19 protein-coding genes are annotated in these 17,044 nt (G+C 71.5%); 11 read left to right on the forward strand and 8 right to left on the reverse strand.

From position 1 onward, the window contains the following. Nucleotides 1-182: 182 nt before the first annotated feature. Nucleotides 183-1,016 (forward strand): helix-turn-helix transcriptional regulator, encoded by an 834-nt coding sequence (locus AB0G32_RS22745; RefSeq protein WP_361166062.1) that lies wholly within the window; start codon nucleotides 183-185, stop codon nucleotides 1,014-1,016. A gap of 102 nt (nucleotides 1,017-1,118) precedes the next feature. On the opposite strand, the gene AB0G32_RS22750 is transcribed toward AB0G32_RS22745, so the two are convergent. Continuing rightward, a complete protein-coding gene (locus AB0G32_RS22750) occupies nucleotides 1,119-2,570 on the reverse strand; it encodes an FAD-dependent monooxygenase (protein WP_361166065.1) in 1,452 nt (483 codons plus the stop codon). 178 nt (nucleotides 2,571-2,748) lie between these two features. Between AB0G32_RS22750 and AB0G32_RS22755 the strand changes: the two genes are divergently transcribed. Next, on the forward strand, nucleotides 2,749-3,318 hold the full coding sequence (locus tag AB0G32_RS22755; protein ID WP_361166068.1) for a TetR family transcriptional regulator: 570 nt from the start codon (nucleotides 2,749-2,751) through the stop codon (nucleotides 3,316-3,318). Nucleotides 3,319-3,394: 76 nt separating this feature from the next. Here AB0G32_RS22755 and AB0G32_RS22760 read toward each other — a convergent pair whose 3' ends face one another. After that, nucleotides 3,395-3,685, reverse strand: a complete 291-nt coding sequence (locus tag AB0G32_RS22760; RefSeq protein ID WP_361166071.1) for a hypothetical protein — start codon at nucleotides 3,683-3,685, stop codon at nucleotides 3,395-3,397. A 347-nt stretch (nucleotides 3,686-4,032) separates the two neighbouring features. Here AB0G32_RS22760 and AB0G32_RS22765 point away from each other — a divergent pair, with 347 nt between their 5' ends. The 4 genes from AB0G32_RS22765 to AB0G32_RS22780 all read left to right on the forward strand — a co-directional run bounded on the left by AB0G32_RS22765 (nucleotide 4,033) and on the right by AB0G32_RS22780 (nucleotide 7,132). Then, a complete protein-coding gene (locus AB0G32_RS22765) occupies nucleotides 4,033-4,443 on the forward strand; it encodes a hypothetical protein (RefSeq protein ID WP_361166074.1) in 411 nt (136 codons plus the stop codon). An 84-nt stretch (nucleotides 4,444-4,527) separates the two neighbouring features. Next, nucleotides 4,528-5,808, forward strand: coding sequence for a hypothetical protein (locus AB0G32_RS22770; protein ID WP_361166076.1), 1,281 nt, complete (start codon nucleotides 4,528-4,530; stop codon nucleotides 5,806-5,808). Continuing rightward, nucleotides 5,805-6,395, forward strand: coding sequence for a hypothetical protein (locus AB0G32_RS22775; RefSeq protein WP_361166079.1), 591 nt, complete (start codon nucleotides 5,805-5,807; stop codon nucleotides 6,393-6,395). The genes AB0G32_RS22770 and AB0G32_RS22775 overlap by 4 nt, the downstream gene beginning before the upstream one ends. After that, a complete protein-coding gene (locus AB0G32_RS22780; RefSeq protein ID WP_361166082.1) occupies nucleotides 6,392-7,132 on the forward strand; it encodes an ATP-binding cassette domain-containing protein in 741 nt (246 codons plus the stop codon). The genes AB0G32_RS22775 and AB0G32_RS22780 overlap by 4 nt, the downstream gene beginning before the upstream one ends. A gap of 37 nt (nucleotides 7,133-7,169) precedes the next feature. On the opposite strand, the gene malQ is transcribed toward AB0G32_RS22780, so the two are convergent. The 5 genes from malQ to AB0G32_RS22805 form a co-directional block, all read right to left on the reverse strand. After that, a complete protein-coding gene (gene malQ, locus AB0G32_RS22785) occupies nucleotides 7,170-9,233 on the reverse strand; it encodes a 4-alpha-glucanotransferase (RefSeq protein WP_361166085.1) in 2,064 nt (687 codons plus the stop codon). Beyond that, the gene (locus AB0G32_RS22790) at nucleotides 9,234-9,503 is read right to left on the reverse strand and encodes a hypothetical protein (protein WP_361166088.1); all 270 of its coding nucleotides are present in this window, start codon (nucleotides 9,501-9,503) and stop codon (nucleotides 9,234-9,236) included. 93 nt (nucleotides 9,504-9,596) lie between these two features. After that, nucleotides 9,597-9,776: a DUF397 domain-containing protein gene (locus AB0G32_RS22795; protein WP_361166091.1), complete on the reverse strand. Its 180-nt coding sequence runs from the start codon at nucleotides 9,774-9,776 to the stop codon at nucleotides 9,597-9,599. Continuing rightward, entirely contained in the window at nucleotides 9,777-9,962 is a 186-nt protein-coding gene (locus AB0G32_RS22800) for a DUF397 domain-containing protein (RefSeq protein ID WP_361166094.1), read from the reverse strand. It abuts the gene before it with no gap. Beyond that, complete coding sequence (locus AB0G32_RS22805) at nucleotides 9,959-10,813, reverse strand: helix-turn-helix transcriptional regulator (protein ID WP_361166097.1); 855 nt, start codon at nucleotides 10,811-10,813, stop codon at nucleotides 9,959-9,961. Before AB0G32_RS22805 ends, AB0G32_RS22800 begins: the two co-directional genes overlap by 4 nt. Nucleotides 10,814-10,973: 160 nt before the next feature. On the opposite strand from AB0G32_RS22805, the gene AB0G32_RS22810 reads away from it, so the two are divergent. Both AB0G32_RS22810 and AB0G32_RS22815 read left to right on the forward strand, forming a co-directional pair. Continuing rightward, complete coding sequence (locus tag AB0G32_RS22810) at nucleotides 10,974-11,456, forward strand: ATP-binding protein (protein WP_361166100.1); 483 nt, start codon at nucleotides 10,974-10,976, stop codon at nucleotides 11,454-11,456. After that, the gene (locus tag AB0G32_RS22815; RefSeq protein WP_361166103.1) at nucleotides 11,453-12,037 is read left to right on the forward strand and encodes a Uma2 family endonuclease; all 585 of its coding nucleotides are present in this window, start codon (nucleotides 11,453-11,455) and stop codon (nucleotides 12,035-12,037) included. The genes AB0G32_RS22810 and AB0G32_RS22815 overlap by 4 nt, the downstream gene beginning before the upstream one ends. 30 nt (nucleotides 12,038-12,067) lie before the next feature. Here AB0G32_RS22815 and AB0G32_RS22820 read toward each other — a convergent pair whose 3' ends face one another. After that, complete coding sequence (locus AB0G32_RS22820) at nucleotides 12,068-12,604, reverse strand: HNH endonuclease (protein ID WP_361166106.1); 537 nt, start codon at nucleotides 12,602-12,604, stop codon at nucleotides 12,068-12,070. Between the two features lie 316 nt (nucleotides 12,605-12,920). On the opposite strand from AB0G32_RS22820, the gene AB0G32_RS22825 reads away from it, so the two are divergent. The 3 genes from AB0G32_RS22825 to AB0G32_RS22835 all read left to right on the forward strand — a co-directional run bounded on the left by AB0G32_RS22825 (nucleotide 12,921) and on the right by AB0G32_RS22835 (nucleotide 16,995). Then, complete coding sequence (locus AB0G32_RS22825; protein WP_361166109.1) at nucleotides 12,921-14,051, forward strand: mechanosensitive ion channel family protein; 1,131 nt, start codon at nucleotides 12,921-12,923, stop codon at nucleotides 14,049-14,051. 164 nt (nucleotides 14,052-14,215) lie between these two features. Beyond that, on the forward strand, nucleotides 14,216-15,700 hold the full coding sequence (locus AB0G32_RS22830) for a hypothetical protein (RefSeq protein WP_361166112.1): 1,485 nt from the start codon (nucleotides 14,216-14,218) through the stop codon (nucleotides 15,698-15,700). 242 nt (nucleotides 15,701-15,942) lie between these two features. Further along, nucleotides 15,943-16,995, forward strand: a complete 1,053-nt coding sequence (locus AB0G32_RS22835; protein WP_361166115.1) for a glutamate ABC transporter substrate-binding protein — start codon at nucleotides 15,943-15,945, stop codon at nucleotides 16,993-16,995. Nucleotides 16,996-17,044: the final 49 nt, after the last annotated feature.

The raw sequence follows: 17,044 nt of genomic DNA on the forward strand, positions 1-17,044 counted from the left end.
GGTGTTCCGTCGTCGGAGCTGGTGTTCCGTCGTCGGAGCTGGTGTTCCGTCGTCGGAGCTGGTGTTCCGTCGTCGGAGCTGGTGTTCCGTCGTCGGGGATCAGCCTGCGGGCGGGGCGGGCGGGGGGTTAAGGGAAGACGCTTCCTGGGAACAGCCGTCCTACCCTGGCTGTTGCACCGGGCATGACGACCCGCACGGTGGACGCCACCCAGGAGCTGGCCGCTTTCCTGCGGGCCCGTCGCGAACGGCTGGACCCGGCGGCGGCGGGACTGCCGGCACGCGGGCGGTCCCGGCGGACCCCGGGACTGCGCCGCGAAGAGGTCGCCGAGCTGGCCGGCGTCAGCGTCGACTACGTGGTACGGCTGGAACAGGCCCGCGGGCTGCGGCCCTCGGCGGACGTGCTGGAGGCACTGGCCCGGGCCCTGCGGCTGGCCCCCGCCGAACGCGCCTACCTCTTCGACCTGGCCCAGCGCCGCCCGCGCAGCGCCGGCCGGCCCGCCACCACCACCGCCGCGCCGCCGCTGGCCCGGCTGGTCGCGGACCTGTCACCGCTGCCGGCCATGCTGATGAACCACCGCTTCGACATCCTGGCCTGGAACCACGAGATGGCGCGACTGCTGCTGGACTTCGACACCCTGCCGCCGGCCCGGCGCAACGCGATGTGGCTGTGTCTGCGCCATCCGGAGATCCGCGAGTCCTACGTCGACCGGGAACGCGTCCTGCGGGAGGGCATCACCCACCTGCGCGCCGCGTGGGCCGCGCACCCCGCGGACCCGGCGCTGACCGGCCTCATCGCCGAGTTCATGACCCAGGTCGACGGGTTCGCGCGGCTGTGGGCCGAGCGGGACATCGAGGTGAACGGCAGCGGCCGCAAGGTCATCCGGCATCCCGGCGCCGGTGTGATCGCGGTGCGGTTCGAGGTGCTCATGCCGCTTCAGGACACCGACCAGCGGCTGATGATCGGCCGTGCCGACGACGACGCGAGCCGGGCGGCACTGGACCGGCTGTGCGCGTGAGGCGTCGTGCGCGTGCAGCGACGTGCGCGTGCAGCGACGTGTGCGTGCAGCGACGTGTGCGTGATGCGTGCAGCGACGTGTGCGTGAAGTGTCGCGCACCGGTCAGCACACCCGCGCCGCGAGTGCCGCCGCCACCGCCGCCCCGTCCGCGTCCTCCGCCGCCCAGGCCACGTACCCGTCGGGCCGCACCAGCAGCGCCGTACGGCGTCCGCTCGCCCAGTGCCGCGACACGAGCCGGTCCGCGCGGCCGTCCCCCGGCCCGTCCCCGTGCCCGCCCCCGTCCGGCGTGATCAGTACGAACCGCCCGCCGCGCAGCGCCTCGTACAGCCGACCGCCACCGGCGAGCGCCACGTCGGGAGCCCGCCGGCCGGTGAGGGGATGGGCGCCGCGCGGCGCCGCGTACCGGTACCCGAGACCGGAGATCAGACCGGCCACCCGGCGCTGCACCGGACCCGCGTGGTCCAGCGCCGTGACGGCCGCCGAGCGCAGCGCCCGCTCCCAGGGGCGGGACGCCATGGCGAGCCGGATCATGCCGCCGCTGCTGCGCAGCACCGACCTGCCGACCGGGTGCCGTTCGCTCTGGTAACTGTCGAGCAGCGTGTCCGGTGCCCGGCCGTGCAGGACGGCCGCCAGTTTCCAGCTCAGGTTGGCCGCGTCCTGGAGGCCGGTGTTCATGCCCTGGCCGCCGGCCGGGCTGTGCACGTGCGCCGCGTCGCCGGCCAGCAGGACCCGGCCGACCCGGTAGGCGGGCACCTGCCGCTCCTCGCTGTGGAAACGGGACAGCCAGCGCGGGTCGTGCATACCGAAGTCCCGCCCCGTCACCAGCCGCACCAGCTCCTTGACCTCGGCCAGGCCGACCGGCTCGCTGTCGGGCACGTTGTGCTCGCGGTGCCAGCCGACCACCCGGTGGTAGCCGTCGCCGAAGGGCACGATGACGACGAAGGCGCCCGGCACGGAGTCCCCGACCAGTTCCGCGTACGACTCGTCGGCGAACCGCACGTCGGCGATGACCACCGAACGGATCACCGCACGGCCGGGGAAGGGCAGCCCGACCGCGTGCCGCACGGCACTGCGCACGCCGTCGGCACCGACGACGTACCCGGCGCGCAGTTCCCCGGGGACCCCGCCCGGCCCGCGGACGTCGACGGTCACCCCGTCCCGGTCCTGACGCACTCCGGTCACCTCCGTCTCGTACCGGAACTCGACGCCGGCCTCCGCCGCCCGCCCCCGCAGCACCTTCTCCACCTCGTACTGCGGCAGCATCAGGACGTGGTTGAAGCGGGACGGCAGGGCGCCGAAGTCGAGCCGGAGGCCGAAGAAGCGGAGCCGGTCGATGCGGCGGCCGATCGCCTCCAGCGGCTCGGCGAGGCCACGGGCGTCGAGCTGCTCCAGGCTGCGGGCGTGCAGTCCGAAGGCGCGGGAGAGGTTGCTGATCTCCGGTGACCGCTTCTCGACGAGGGTGACGGGGACGCCGGCGGCGGCCAGGTCCCCGGCCAGGAGCAGGCCGGTGGGACCGGAGCCGACGACGATCACGGGACGGTGCGTGCCGTTCATGGTGGGCCTCCTGCACGTGGGGGTACCAACGACTGTTCGCCAACGACTGTTCGCCAACGACTGTTTGCCAACAACCGCTTGCCAACGACTGTTTGCCAACGCTCGTTGTCACCGTAAAACCGCGCGGACACGCCGTCAACACTTGTTGGCCCACGCATGTTGGCCTACGTTCGTGGGCATGTCCTCCCCGACGCCGCCCCGCCGCTCCGACGCCACCCGAGCCGCCATCCTGCACGCCGCCCGCGAGCGGTTCGCCCTCGACGGCTACGACCGCGCCACCATCCGCGCCATCGCCCGCGACGCGCGCATCGACCCCTCGATGGTCATGCGGTACTACGGCAGCAAGGAGGGCCTCTTCACGGCGGCCGTCACCGTGGACCTGAGACTGCCCGAGGTCGCCGCCCTGCCCCGGGACGGCGTGGGGGCCGCCCTGGTCCGGCACTTCCTCTCCCTCTGGGAGAAGGACGACGTACTGACGGCCGTCCTGCGGGCCGGCGCCCTGAGCACCGCCGGGGCCGAGCGCACCCGCGGCATCTTCCGCGACCAGTTGCTGCCGGTCGCCCGGCGGATCTGCCCGGACCCCGAGCAGGCCCCGACCCGGGCCGCCCTGGTCGCGTCACAGCTCCTGGGGCTGGCGCTCACCCGGTACGTGCTGCGCATCCCGTCGGCCGTGGAGCTGTCCGAGGGGGAGGTCGTGGCGTGGCTGGGCCCCACGGTGCAGCGCTACCTCACCGCGCCGAGCCCGTGACACACGTCGAGGGCGCCTGCCACGTGGCAGGCGCCCTCGACGGAAATCAGGTGCAGAAGCCGGGGAAGAACCGGGGTCAGGCCTTGGCGTCGGCCTTCTCCATGGTCTCCCGGGTCTTGATGTTGCGGCTGGTCACCCGGTGCTCCTCCTTGGAGCGGTCGAGGACCAGGACCAGCCCCGCGATGATCGCGAACAGCACGAGCGGGGCGAAGACGTAGAGACCCAGCGTCTCGATGACGCTCAGGCCCGTGCCGGGGTCGTCACCGTCGTCGCGGGTCAGCGCGAGCGCGGGGGACGACATGAGCAGCATCATCAGCGTCGTACCGGCCGCCAGGGTGCCGGCGCGCAAGGCGTTCTTCTTGTCCACGCCCCCAAGTTAGCGAACGCCGCCCGGGCTCGCGCGTCCGGGGTGCCGTACGGGGCCTCGGCCCGACACTTCCGCCACTCGGCCACCGCCCACGCTCCGGGCGGCGGTCCGGCACACCGCCCCCGAGCGCCGCCTCCGGTGGCTCAAAAACCGAAGGAATCAGCGGCATATACAGGTCAATCCCGACAATTCAATCCCGACAATCGACCGAGGCGCCAAAGGGTTTTCGCCATTGACCCGCACCGGGCGAGCGGTTTTATTGACACGTTCGATCATGCATGACTAGGGTCAGCCCATTCACCTTACAGTTGCCATTTGGTCAACTCTTGTTCACCCCGGGGGGGATTGTGAACAAACTTCGTGCTGCCCTGGTGGTCGGCGTCACTGCGGCCGTCACACTGGCAGGAACGCCGGCCTTCGCGAACTGGCAGAGCTCCATCTCAAGCTGGACCGACGGAAAAGAATCCCGGAACTGGGACGACGAGAGCTACTCGGAAGTCCGCTTCAAGGGCTGCACCGCGCAGTACGGCAGCGAGAAGGTGACGGTCAAGCTGTGGAAGGCCATCGACCTCTACCCTGACGACTCCCAGGGAACCCACCTCTTCACCAACTGCTACAACGGCTCCACGTCGGTCAGCGCGGGCGAATGGACCGGACTGGACAGCGGCTCGTACTACTTCGAGACCTCGACGGTCGGAGACGGTGGGGGCTTGCTTGACGTGGACGTCGTCTACGTCGACACCACGCAAGCGGACTAGTCGGCCAGCCCGTATCACTATGGCGCTGGGGTCCCACCATGGAGCCCCAGCGCCCATTTCTGTCCGTTCCGAGAGGACAGCAGCTTGCGTCTCCTTACCGTTGTACGCACCAGTAGCGCCCTGTGGGCGGCACCGGTTGCCCTGGCGCTGCCGGTCTTCTATTTCTTCGTCGGACGCGGCGATCTGGAGTCGTATTACGGCTATGCGCCGACCATTGTCTCCAACGTCCTGATGCCGGACTACTCGTTTGCCTATGCTGTCGCGTCCGGGCTTTCCGCTTGGGAAAGCGGACGAATTGCCATGGCCCACGTGTGGGATTCTGCGGCCGCACGATCCCGTTACCGCATCGCCTGGGACGTTCTGGCGCCTGTCGTCGTGCTGAGTTGGCTCATGCTTCTCATGCCCGTGACCCTGGGTCTGGGGTTCGCCGACAGTGTGCCGTCTTTCGCCAGTTTGCGCCCACTCGTGCTGGCTTTCCTCATCTGCGTCGCCCACGCAGTGATCGGTTTCGGTGTCGGGCTACGCGTGCCGCGTCATGTGGCCGCGCCCATGCTGCTTGTCGTCGTCTGGGTGCTCACGGCGTTCTCCGTGACCTACGACGAGATGTGGCCGCGCCATCTCTCCGGTCGGTTTCCGACGAGCCTCGCCTTCGGTGAGGTCGCCACTGTGGCTTCTCTGGTACCGCACGTGCTTCTCACTGGGGGTGTCGCCGTCGGGGTGGCACTGCTCTGGACGCGCCATGGCACCGTCGCCCTCCGTGCCGGGCTGGCCGGTGCGGTCGCCGTCAGCGGCACCGTGGGCGCGTACGCCATGGTTCGTGACTGGGGGCACAACGCTCCCGTGCTCACCGGTCAGGCACCCGTGACCTGCGTGGGCACCGCACCCAGGCTGTGCATGCCCACCGCTACCGGCCAGAACATCAAGGAAGTGCGCCAGGAGGCTGTCTCCGTCCTTGCCGAGCTGCGAGCCGTCGGCGTCGAACCGGCTCCCGCGCTCATCATCGACACTCTGCAGCCCGACAGAACGGCGCGAACCTCCGATTCCAGGACCCTTCGCATACCCCTGACCGAAGCGGCGAAGACGGGGACCATCCGCTTCCGTGTACTGAACGGCACCGTACGCTTCTCGTGCTCCCGCCCGGACGCGGCTGACGCTTACGCCGTTTACCTGTGGGCGGCCGAAGTCACCGGACAGCAGGACGCCTACCGAACCCGTCTTGCCGCGGCGGCGAGAACCGATGCGAGGGCCAGAACGGCATTCGACCAGGCGACTGGCACGGTGGGTGAGATCCGGAAGAGGCCGGCGGCCGAACAGTCCCGCTGGTACACGCGTACCCTCGCGGACGCCTGCGGGGAGACCGCATGAGATTCTGGCTTCGCGCCCGGCGCGCAGCGCTGATCATGCCTGCCTGTGTGGTGGCTCTGTTCATTCTGACCCTGCTGACTCAGAACGCCTCGGTCGGCCTGCCGAACCTCGTCTCCGGCTCTTCCGCCAGCGTGGTCGTGTCGATGTTCGTGCCAGTGGTGGTCGTCTCCGGGCTCGTAGGTTGCCTCGACTCCAGCCTGTCCGCCGCTGAGGCTTCCGGCGTCAGGCCGATCGCTCTCATGGACGCCGCGCTGTCGGCGGGCAGCGTGCTGGCGGCCTCCGCGGCGGCACTCGGAGCCGCGCTGCTGATCGGGGACTGGGACGCGGCCTCGGTCGGCCGCAACACGGCATTCCTCGTGGGGATCGCGCTGATCTCCCGCGCCGTCGTCGGCCAGAAAGCCGTCCTGGTGCCCATCGCCTGGCTGATGGCTGTCGTCTTCCTGGGCTTTCGCAGCAGGCTCGACCCCTACCCCTGGACCATCCTCCCGGAGCCAGTCGGCGCGCCGCACGCCGCCGTCGGCGCCGCGCTGGCGCTCGCCGCGGGGATCGCCGCACAGTTGTCCATCTCGACGAGGAAGCTGTCATGACGCTGGAACTGGACTCCTGCACATACGCCTACAGCCGACGCAAACGGCCGATCCTGACCGACTTCTCCTACCGGCTGCCGGACGGGCTCACCATCCTGCTCGGCCCCAACGGCGCCGGTAAATCCACCCTGTTGAAGCTCGCCGCCGGAGTCGCCTCCCCTCGCGTCGGCACGGTCTCCTGCCACGGTCTGCCGACGCGAAGCAAGGCGTACCGCCGCGCCGTCGCCTGGATGCCGCAGCACATCACCCCCATGTCCTCCCTGACCGCCCGCGAGTACGTCGCGTATCTGGGGTGGCTCAAGGGCATGAGCCGCAACGGCGCATGGTCGCAGGCACGCCGAGCACTGCAGCGAGTGCAACTGACCGACAAAGCGAACACGAAGACGTCACAGCTCTCCGGAGGACAACTGCGTCGTGTCGGTGTGGCGGGCGCCCTAGTCCACGGCGCGGAGATACTGCTCCTGGACGAGCCCACGGCAGGGATGGACCCGCACCAGCGGCGTGTCTTCCGGGACATCCTGCGCAGTGTCACCGACGACGTCCAGGTGCTGATGTCGACGCACGACGTCGCCGACCTCGCCGAGGAAGCGGACAGCGTCACGGTGCTGCACGGAGGCCGTGTGCTCCACACCGGACCGACCGGGGCGTTCCTCGCCCACACACCGGCCGGCACCGCGCCCGGCCGGGCCGCCGAGGGTGCCTACAGCTCCCTGCTGGCCCTGCACGCGGCGGACTGAGGCGACCTACCCGACCGGGCGTCGACCAGATGACCATTCACGTCCCGGGCCCGGCCCGTACGGCGTCGATCAGCGCGTGCAGCCGGGGCGCGGCGGCCAAGTCCTCCAGGGTCACCGGGCGCCCTTCGGCGTCGGCGATCGGCAGTCGCCAGTTCGGGTACTGGTCCCAGGTGCCGGGGAGGTTCTGCGGGCGGCGGTCGCCGACCGCGTCCGGCAGCCAGACGCCGACCATGCGGGCCGGGGTGGTGCGCAGGAAGCGGTACACGGCCCGGATGCCGGCCTCCTCGGCGGCCGGACCCGCGGAGCCGTCCAGCAGACCCAGCCGGGCCAGCAGGTCCAGCCACTCCCCGGCGTCGGCCGCCGCCTCGGCCCGTTCCTCCTCGACCGGGCGGGTGAGCAGCCCGAGCCGGTCGCGCAGCCCGACGTGCTCGCCGGTCAGGCGGGCGGCGGTGGGCGGCAGGTCATGGGTGGTGGCGGTGGCCAGGCAGTCGGCGCGCCACCGGTCGGCGGGCAGCGGCCGCCCGTCGCCCTCCCAGTCCCGTTCGAAGAACAGCACCGAGGTGCCGAGCACCCCGCGTGCCCGCAGCGCCTCCCGCACCCCCGGCTCCACGGTGCCCAGGTCCTCCCCGATCACCACGGCCCCGGCGCGCGACGCCTCCAGTACGAGCACGGCGAGCATGGCCTCGGCGTCGTAGCGGACGTACGTGCCTTCCGTCGGCGGCAGCCCCTCGGGCACCCACCAGAGCCGGAACAGGCCCATGACGTGGTCGATGCGCAGGGCACCGGCGTACCGGAACAGGGCGCGCAGCAGGTCCCGGAACGGCGCGTAGCCGGACTCCGCGAGCCGGTCCGGGCGCCAGGGCGGCAGGCCCCAGTCCTGGCCGCGGGCGTTGAAGGCGTCCGGCGGGGCACCGACGGACATCCCGGCCGCGTAGTACCGCTGCTGCGCCCACGCGTCGGCGCCCACCGGATGCACGCCCACCGCGAGGTCGTGCACGATGCCGACCGGCATGCCGGCCTCGCGGGCGGTGCGCTGGGCGTCGGTGAGCTGGGTCTCGGTGAGCCAGGTGAGCCAGGCGTGGAAGTCGACGCGGTCCGCGAGCGCGGTGCGGGCGCGGGCGGTCTCGGCGGAGCGGGGGTCGCGCAGCCCGGCCGGCCAGCGCCGCCAGTCCGAGCCGTGCGCCTCGGCCAGGGCGCACCAGGTGGCGTGGTCCTCCAGGGCCTGCCCCTGGGCGGCGAGATAGTCGAGGTAGGCGGCGCGGCGTCCGGGTCCGGGCGGTACCGCGCGCAGCAGTTCCAGCGTCGGCCGCTTCAGTTCCCACACCGCGTCCCGGTCGATGAGGTCGCCCCCGAGCACACCGTCCCGCAGCCGCCGGGCCCGGCCCAGCAGCTCGTCGAAGCGCTCATCGGCGTACGCGTACTCGGGGACGTCCTCGATCCGCAGGTGCACGGGATCGGGGAAACGCCGCGAGGAGGGCCGGTACGGGGAGGGGTCCGTGGGTACGCCGTCGTCCCCCGGAACGGCCGCGTGCAACGGGTTGACCTGCACGAATCCCGCCCCGAGCGTACGCCCGGCCCAGGCGGCCAGCTCGCCCAGATCACCGAGGTCGCCCATGCCCCAGGAACGCCGGGAGAGCAGGGAGTAGAGCTGGACGAGCAGCCCGTAGGAACGGGCGGGCGGGGCGGGCAGCCGAGGCGGGGCGACGATCAGGTGGGCATGGGCGGTACGTCCGTCGGGGACGGTGGCGGTCAGCCGGTGCACACCGGGCGGCAGCCCCTCGGCACCGGTGCGGAGCTCGCCCTGCTCGGTGTCGACGCGCAGCGCGGTGCCCGCCGGCAGCGCGGTCAGGGCGGCCGGTGCGGGGCCGTCGCCCCAGTGCACGACGGTCGGCGGCAGCAGCCGCGCGCGCAGCTCCGCCGCACGGGCGGCGAGCGCGGCCGACGGGTCCTCGGCGTCGACGCCGAGGGCGGCCAGGGCGCGGGTGAGAGCGGTGGCGGAGGCCGTGACCACACGGTCGGGGGACGGCCGGTAGGCGGCGGCGACGCCGTACAGCTCGGCGAGCCGGGTCAGTTCCTCGGACGGGGGCGCGGGCGCCGCCACCTACGGCCTCGCGGGTTCCGGTACGGCGAACGAGGCGGTGCCCTGCTCGGGGATGACCGCGGTCAACTCTGGCGAGGACTCACTGGTCAGCGCCACGACATCAGGAAAGGGGGACTCACTGGTGAGCGGCTCGGCATCGGGCAGCGGCGGCTCACTGGTGAGCGGCGGCTCGGCGTACGCGTCCTGCGCGCCGAAGACGCCGCCCTCGGATTCGGCGGTGGGCTCCGCCACGGGTTTGGAGAGGGCGGGAAAGGTGAGATGCACAGCCACGAAGGCCTCCTTGTCGGGTACGGCCAGGGGTTATGGCAGCCCTACCCAGCGGATGCGTAACCAGACGCCCCCACCCGCCCATCGTGACCTTGGTCACAATTCCGGCGAGCCGACGAACCTCCCCCAGGCGCTCGCTTCCACGCGGAGAATGAGACTGCCGTCGCCGCCCTTCGAGTCCCGGACGGCGACGATTCCGGGAACGTTGCGGGCGACCTCGACGCACTCGCCCGCGGTGTTGCTGTAGCTGGACTTCACAAAGTCGAAGACGCTCATTCACGTGTCCTTATCCAGCGACACCGTGAACCGCTCCCACGCCTTGGGACCTAGACGTATCGCCCGGCCGTCACCGCAGCCTTTGGAGTCCCGGACCGCAACAGTTCCGGGAACATTGCGAGCGACCTCGACGCACTCGCCGCTACCGCTGCTGTAGCTGGACTTCACAAAGTCGAAGCCGTTCATCGATGCATGTCCTCACTGATGCTCTCGATCAGTCTGAGCGAGTCCTTGGGTGCCAGGCTCAGTCGGGCGGTGCGGTCGAAGAAGGAGTTGTACGTGGCACTCTCGACCTCGTCCTCGACCCACACGGTAGCCGCGATGGTGTCGACGTGGATCACATCGGCGGCTTCCGGCTCGACGAACGAGACGATGCTGAAGGCTCCCGCCATGCAGGCGTGCCCGCCGGCCCGGAAGGGCAGCACCTGGAGGCGTACGTTGGGGAGCTGGGCCAGCTCCAGGATGTGCTGCAACTGGGCCCGCATCACCTCGGCGCCGCCGACCTGCTGTCGCAGGGCGGCCTCCCAGACGACCGCGTACAACTGCAAGGGATCACTCCCGCGCAGGCGCTCCTGTCGCTTCATCCGGACCTCGACGGCTCCCTCGATCTCGTCCGGGTCCGACCAGACGCCCTCGCTAACCACCAGCGCCCTGGTGTATTCGGGCGTCTGGAGCAGACCCGGCACGAACGCCTGTTGCCAGGTACGGATGCGACTGGCCACGTCCTCCATGGAGATGTACTCCGCCAACTCCTCGGCCTGCGGCGACTGCTTCCACCACCCCTTCGCCTTGCGGCGCTCCCGGTCCAGTCGGGCGAGACCGAGGAGCCGGTGGACGGCCCGGTCCTCGCGCACCCCGTAGAACTCGCAGAGCGCCCGGATGTCCGGGTCACGCATGGGAACCCACCCGCGCTCCATCTTCACGACCTTGGTCGCGGTGGCGGAGATGGCACCGGCCGCCTGCTGCTGGGTCCTGCCCGCCGCGTCACGCAGACGCAGCAGCTCGGCTCCCAGCTTGCGGCCCAGAACCGTCGACATCCGATTTCCTGCGGCTTGAGTCGATCGTGTCACGGTCACAGTGTGACGGTGATCTCCACCCGAGTCGAACTCTAGGGAATTAATTCCCCGTAGCGATTGCTCCCGAGAACAACAAGCGGCTACGTTGAGTATCCGACCGATCACAGGAGGCACGTCACCGATGACAGAACCCGCCCCCTTGCCCGTCCCGCTGCTCCATGAAGACCGGCTCGACTACACCCCCACTCAGCGCAGCGTCCCGCTCGCCCGGCGCAGAGCCGCCCGGCTCGTCGCCGAGTGGGGGCGGGCGGACATCGCCGGGGACGTCGCCCTCGTCGTGTCGGAGCTGATGACCAACGCCCTGCTGCACGGCGGTCTCCGGGGCCGGCTCATCCGCGTGGGCGTCACGCTCGGTCACCGCGTGCTGCGCGTCGAGGTCAGCGATCCGCGCGGTGAGCGGTTGCCGATCCCACGGCCGGCGGGCGACACCGAGGAGCAGTTCGGGCGGGGACTCCTGCTGGTGGGGGCACTCGCCGCGCGGTGGGGCTGCGAGCCCCGAAGCGTGGGCAAGACGGTGTACGCCGAGTGGGACGTCCCGCCTGCCGGGCCCGGTTTCCCCTACGCTGACCGTGTGGACCCCCGCGCACCCGGAGGAGCCTTGTGACCGTGACCGCCGACCGGCCCCAGATGCTCGTCACCGAGTTCGAGGAACTCGCCCGCCATGCCGCCCGGAGCATAGAAGGCGCGCGGCTCGAGTTCATCAACGGACATCTCGGGGGGAAGGCCGTGCCGGACGGCGATCACGGACGCATCATTCAGTGGCTGACACGCATCTGCATGCAGCACCGGCCCGATCTGTGGCTGGACCCTTCACAGGGACTGGCCGTCGAGGCCTACCGCGAGGGCCGCGCCCGTCCCGACGGTTCCCTGGCCCCAGCGGACGCGTTTGTCGGGCAGGGCGAATGGGCCGACCCCGCCCCCGTCCTCATGGTCGTCGAGGTCACCTCGTATGACTCCGACACCGACCGGCGCGACCGCGTCGACAAGCCGCGGGCGTACGCCGCGACCGGCATCCCGGTCTATCTCCTGATCGACCGGGACACCTGCGAGGTCAAGGTGTACAGCGGTGCCGATGGCGGGCGGTACGAGACCGTGCGGACGTTGCCCTTCGGCAAGGAGGTCCAGTTGCCCGAGCCGGTCGGGATCGTTCTGGACACCGAGCCGCTGAAGGACTGGACGCGCTGAGCGACCCGGCGTACACAGAAGCCCGGACCGTCAGGCTGAGATGCCGTCGATCCGGGCCAGCGCGTCGTCCGCGCCGTACGGCTGCAAGTACGGCAGCCAGCGCGGGTCCCGGTGGCCGGTGCCGATGATGCGCCAGGCCAGGCCGGTGGGCGGGGCGGGTTTGTGGCGCAGCCGCCAGCCGATCTCGGTGAGGTGCCGGTCCGCCTTGGTGTGGTTGCAGCGGCGGCACGAGGCCACCACGTTGTCCCAGGCGTGCCGGCCCCCGCGGCTGCGCGGGACCACGTGGTCGACGCTGGTTGCGACGCCACCGCAGTACATGCAGCGGCCCCCGTCACGGGCGAAGAGCGCGCGGCGGGTCAGGGGGACGGGGCCCCGGTAGGGGACCCGTACGAAACGCTTGAGCCGGACCACGCTGGGCGCGGGGACGGTGACGGTCGCGCTGTGCAGGAAGGCGCCGGACTCCTCGAGGCAGACTGCCTTGTTCTCGAGGACGAGGACGAGCGCGCGGCGGAGCGGTACGACGCCGAGCGGCTCGTACGACGCGTTGAGGACCAGGACATGCGGCACGGATGGCCTCCTTGTACGCCGGCGGCGCGTGGCTCGCGCCGGGACGATCCGTAGTCAGTCTCCCCTCAGGGTCGGTGGGAGCGCCACCATGTCCTGGTAACGGGCTGGGAGTGTTTTCGACCACACCTGATACATCCCCCGGGCCCTGACCAGTTCAAGCGCGGGTGAGCACCGTCTCTCCTTCCCGCATTCCGGGGGTGCGCACATCGTGCCCCGTTAGTGTGGTTGTTCCGCTCGTCCGGTGACCTTTTCGTGACCTTGGACCAACTCCCCCGGTCCCCGGACGGGCGGGCCGCTGCTTTCTGGAGGTCCCGCCGTGTCCCCGTCCGTCGCCTACGCCGCCGTCCTCGCGGCCGCCGATCCCTCGCCCTCGTCGGCCACCCCCACCCCCTCGCCCTCCCCGTCGCAGTCGACGCCGTCCGTGCCGTCGCTCCAGGACGCCCAGGAGAGCGCGTCGAACGCCGCCGGGTGGATCGAGGAGAACTGGTCGACGTGGCTGGCGATCGGGCTGCGGGTGCTGCTGATCGTGGTGATAGCCGCGGTGCTGCGGGTGGTGGTACGGCGGGCGATCACCAAGCTGATAGACCGGATGAACCGCACCGTGCAGACCATGGACGGCACCGCGCTGGGCGGGCTGCTGGTCAACGCCGAGCGGCGCCGGCAGCGCTCCCAGGCCATCGGGTCCGTACTGCGCTCGGTGGCGAGCTTCGTCATCCTGGGCACCGCCGCCCTGATGGTGCTGGCCACCTTCCAGATCAACCTGGCGCCACTGCTGGCCTCCGCCGGTGTCGCGGGGGTCGCCATCGGTTTCGGCGCCCGGAACCTGGTCACCGACTTCCTGTCCGGCGTCTTCATGATCCTGGAGGACCAGTACGGCGTCGGCGACACCATCGACGCGGGCGTGGCCTCCGGCGAGGTGATCGAGGTCGGCCTGCGGGTGACCAAGCTGCGCGGCGACAACGGCGAGATCTGGTACGTCCGCAACGGCGAGGTCAAGCGGATCGGCAACCTCTCGCAGGGCTGGTCGACGGCCGGCGTGGACGTGACCGTGCGTTCCGGCGAGGACCTGGACCGGGTGAAGGCCACCATCGACGCGGTGGCCGAGCGGATGAGCAAGGAGGAGCCCTGGAACGAGCTGCTCTGGGGCCCGATCGAGGTGCTCGGCCTGGACTCCGTACTGCTGGACTCGATGGTGGTGCGGGTCTCGGCGAAGACGATGCCCGGCAAGGCGCTGACCGTGGAGCGCGAGCTGCGCTGGCGGATCAAGCGGGCCTTCGACGCGGCCGACATCGACATCGTCGGCGGCGCCACCGCCCCGGTGGAGGAGTCCGAGCAGAGCGCCGCCGACCCGACGGCCGGCATGGCGGCCCCCTCCGCCTACGCCAACACCAGTTCCCCGCAGTCGGCCGCGGCCTCCCCGCTGACCCCGCCCAGCACCACCAAGTGACCGGCGCCCGGGGAACCGAACCGGTTCCCCGGGCGTATTGATGGGCAGGGGTGGTGCCGGGCGCGAGGACGGGTGCGAAGACCTCGGGTCCGGTGGCACAAGATCGTGTGCAGGCCGGTGCGCATCCGGGCCCGGGCAGGCGATACTTGCGGTGAAGGATGACCATGGGGGAGGTCAGAGTGGCTCAGGCGCCGAACGGCAGCGCACCGCCGGGTCCGGCCACGCCGCCGCTGCCCGCCGTACCGCCCCGGGCCCAGGTGCCCGCACCGGCCCACGCACAGGTCCATGCCCAGGCCCGCGCCGCGCAGGCGCCGCCGCCCGGCCCCGTTCCGCCGCGCCGCACCGCCTTCGCCGAGGGCGTGGAGCGGCTGCGCGCCGCCGCCGTCACCGAGCCCGGCCGGCTGCGGGCCATCGGCGCCCTGCTCGCCCTGCTCGTCGTCGCCTTCGGCGCCGTCACCGCCTGGCAGACCAGCGACCGGGCCGCGGCCGCCGACGACGTACTGCACCGCAGCCAGCCGCTCAGTTCCGAGGCGGCCGCCATCTACCGCTCCCTCGCCGAGGCCAACACCGCGGCCTCCACCGGGTTCCTGGCCGGCGGGCAGGAGACGAAGGACTCCCGCGAGCGCTACGAGCGCGGCATCCGCACCGCCGCCGAGGGTCTGGTGACCGCCGCCGCCAACTCCGAGCCCGGCTCCGCCGCCGCCGCGACCGTCGCCGAACTGAACCGGCTGCTGCCCGAGTACAAGGGCCTCATCGAGCGCGCCAGGGTCTACAACCGCCAGGGCTTCCCGGTCGGCGGCGCCTACCTGCGCTACGCCAACGACACGATGCAGAAGGACATGCTCCCGAAGGCGGAGGCCCTCTACACCTCGGAGAACCGGCGCCTGGGCGGCGACTACGGCGCCGCCAAGAGCTACCCCTGGGCCGCGATCGCCCTCGGCGTGCTGGCGCTGGCCGCGCTGGCCTGGGCGCAGTACCGCATCTACCGGCGCACCAACCGGGTGCTGAACCAGGGCCTGGTCGCGGCCACCGCCGCCACCGTCGTGGTCCTGCTCTGGCTGGTCGTCGGCCACAGCGTGGCCCGGTCCCACCTGAGCGCCTCCTACGACCACGGCGTCCGCTCGCTGAACGTGCTGAACGAGGCCCGGCTCGCCTCCCTGAAGGCCCGCGGCAACGAGAACCTGACCCTGGTGGCGCGCGGCGCCGAGAGCAGGACGGTGGGCGGCGAACCGCAGGATGCCTACGATCTCGAGTACCGGGCCGAGATGAAGACCCTCGGCGAGGAGCTGGCCGAGGCCCGGCGGCTGGCCGACGACGCCGCGGGCGAGCGCCCGGTGACCGCGGCGGCCGGGGACATGGCGAAGTGGCAGGAGCGCCACAAGGCCGCCCGGCAGGAGGACGAGAACGGCGACTACCAGCAGGCGCTGGAGATGGTGATCGGCGACGAGAACGCGACGGCCGAGTACTTCGACGGGGTCGACACCCGGCTGGCCGCCGCCCTCGCGCACGAGGAGAAGGAGTTCGAGCGGGCGGCCGGGGACGGCCGGGGCGCGATGACGGGCCTGCCGGCCGGCGCCGGCACCCTGGCCGCCCTGGGCGCGGCCGGCGCGGTGCTGGGCATCGCCCGCAGGCTGTCGGAGTACCGATGAGCGGCGGCCCCATGAACGGCGAACCCGTGAACGGCGGACCCGTGAACGGCGGACCCGTGAACGGCGGACCCATGAGCGGCGCGCCTGCGGGCGGCGAACCCGTGAGCGGCGCGCCCACGGGCGGCGGACCCATGGCCAGCGAACCCATGACCGGCAGACCCACGGGCACCGCGCCCATGAACGGCGGACCCACGGGCAGCGGACCCACGGGCGGTGGAGCGGGGGAAGGAGGCGTGAGGACGATGCGAGCAGCACGTGCGCGGACCCGGCCGAAGGGCTGGGGCGGAGTGGCCGCGATGGCGGTCGGCTGCGCCCTGGCGCTGCTGTTCCTGTGCCTGCTGCCCGCGGTCCGGCCCGGGAAGGACGAGGCGAGCGGCACCGGCGGCACCGGCGCGGTCACCCACGGCAGCCAGGCCCGCGCCACGGCCGAGTGCGCCGCCCCGGAGCAGCAGACGCTCGCCCCGGACGACGCCGACGGCCCCACCATCGAGGAGATCCGCGACCGCCCCGCGGAGCGCCGCAAACTGATCGTCGGCGTCGACCAGAACAGTTACCGCTGGGGCTACCGCGACCCCAACAGCGGCGGCACCGCCGAGCTGGAGGGCTTCGACATCGACCTCGTGCACCGCATCGCCGAGGACATCCTCGGCGACCCGGACGCGGTCCTGTTCAAGGCGATCCCCACCGACCAGCGGATAACGGCGATCCAGGACGGCCGGGTCGACATGGTGGTCCGCACCATGACCATCAACTGCTCCCGCCTCCAGGACGTCGCCTTCTCCGCCCCCTACTTCCGCACCGGCCAGCAGCTCCTCGCCCCCAAGTCCTCACCGATCACGGGGTACGACGCCACCCTGGCCGGCCAGCGGATCTGCACGGCGGCCGGTTCCACCGCGCTCAGCAAGCTGACGGAGGACCAGGCGGCCGGTGATCTGGCCGCCTCCGCCGACCTGAGCGTCACCGTCCCCAACCAGCTCGACTGCCTGGTCCGGCTCCAGCTCGGCCAGGTCGACGCGGTGGTCACCGACGGCGCGCTCGCCGCCAGCCAGGCCGCGCAGGACCCCACGGTGGCGCTGAAGGGCGACGCGTTCACCACCGAGTACTACGGCGTGGCGATGAAGAAGAACGCCGACGACCTGGTACGCCGGGTGAACAAGATCCTGGTGGACTTCCGCAAGGATCCCGAGGGTTGGCGGAAGTCGTACGAGCGATGGCTGTCGGCGACACTGGGCGGGACGGAGGCGGACATGGCGAAGTCGGAGCCCCCGACGCCGCGGTATCTGCGCGAGAGCTGAACCGGCCGCCGTCCGAGCGGACTTCGATTCGTCAACCGACCCGACGAGA

This window comes from Streptomyces sp. NPDC023723 (assembly GCF_040639815.1).
In the GTDB taxonomy this organism is placed as follows: Bacteria; Actinomycetota; Actinomycetes; order Streptomycetales; family Streptomycetaceae; genus Streptomyces.

Excerpts from the sequence above, each read along its gene's own strand:
- AB0G32_RS22795 (WP_361166091.1), bottom strand. The coding sequence starts at position 9,776 with ATGAGCGTCTTCGACTTTGTGAAGTCCAGCTACAGCAACACCGCGGGC.
- AB0G32_RS22745 (WP_361166062.1), top strand. The coding sequence starts at position 183 with ATGACGACCCGCACGGTGGACGCCACCCAGGAGCTGGCCGCTTTCCTG.
- AB0G32_RS22810 (WP_361166100.1), top strand. The coding sequence starts at position 10,974 with ATGACAGAACCCGCCCCCTTGCCCGTCCCGCTGCTCCATGAAGACCGG.
- AB0G32_RS22780 (WP_361166082.1), top strand. The coding sequence starts at position 6,392 with ATGACGCTGGAACTGGACTCCTGCACATACGCCTACAGCCGACGCAAA.
- AB0G32_RS22800 (WP_361166094.1), bottom strand. The coding sequence starts at position 9,962 with ATGAACGGCTTCGACTTTGTGAAGTCCAGCTACAGCAGCGGTAGCGGC.
- AB0G32_RS22805 (WP_361166097.1), bottom strand. The coding sequence starts at position 10,813 with ATGTCGACGGTTCTGGGCCGCAAGCTGGGAGCCGAGCTGCTGCGTCTG.
- AB0G32_RS22830 (WP_361166112.1), top strand. The coding sequence starts at position 14,216 with ATGGGGGAGGTCAGAGTGGCTCAGGCGCCGAACGGCAGCGCACCGCCG.
- AB0G32_RS22750 (WP_361166065.1), bottom strand. The coding sequence starts at position 2,570 with ATGAACGGCACGCACCGTCCCGTGATCGTCGTCGGCTCCGGTCCCACC.
- AB0G32_RS22835 (WP_361166115.1), top strand. The coding sequence starts at position 15,943 with ATGCGAGCAGCACGTGCGCGGACCCGGCCGAAGGGCTGGGGCGGAGTG.
- AB0G32_RS22775 (WP_361166079.1), top strand. The coding sequence starts at position 5,805 with ATGAGATTCTGGCTTCGCGCCCGGCGCGCAGCGCTGATCATGCCTGCC.
- AB0G32_RS22755 (WP_361166068.1), top strand. The coding sequence starts at position 2,749 with ATGTCCTCCCCGACGCCGCCCCGCCGCTCCGACGCCACCCGAGCCGCC.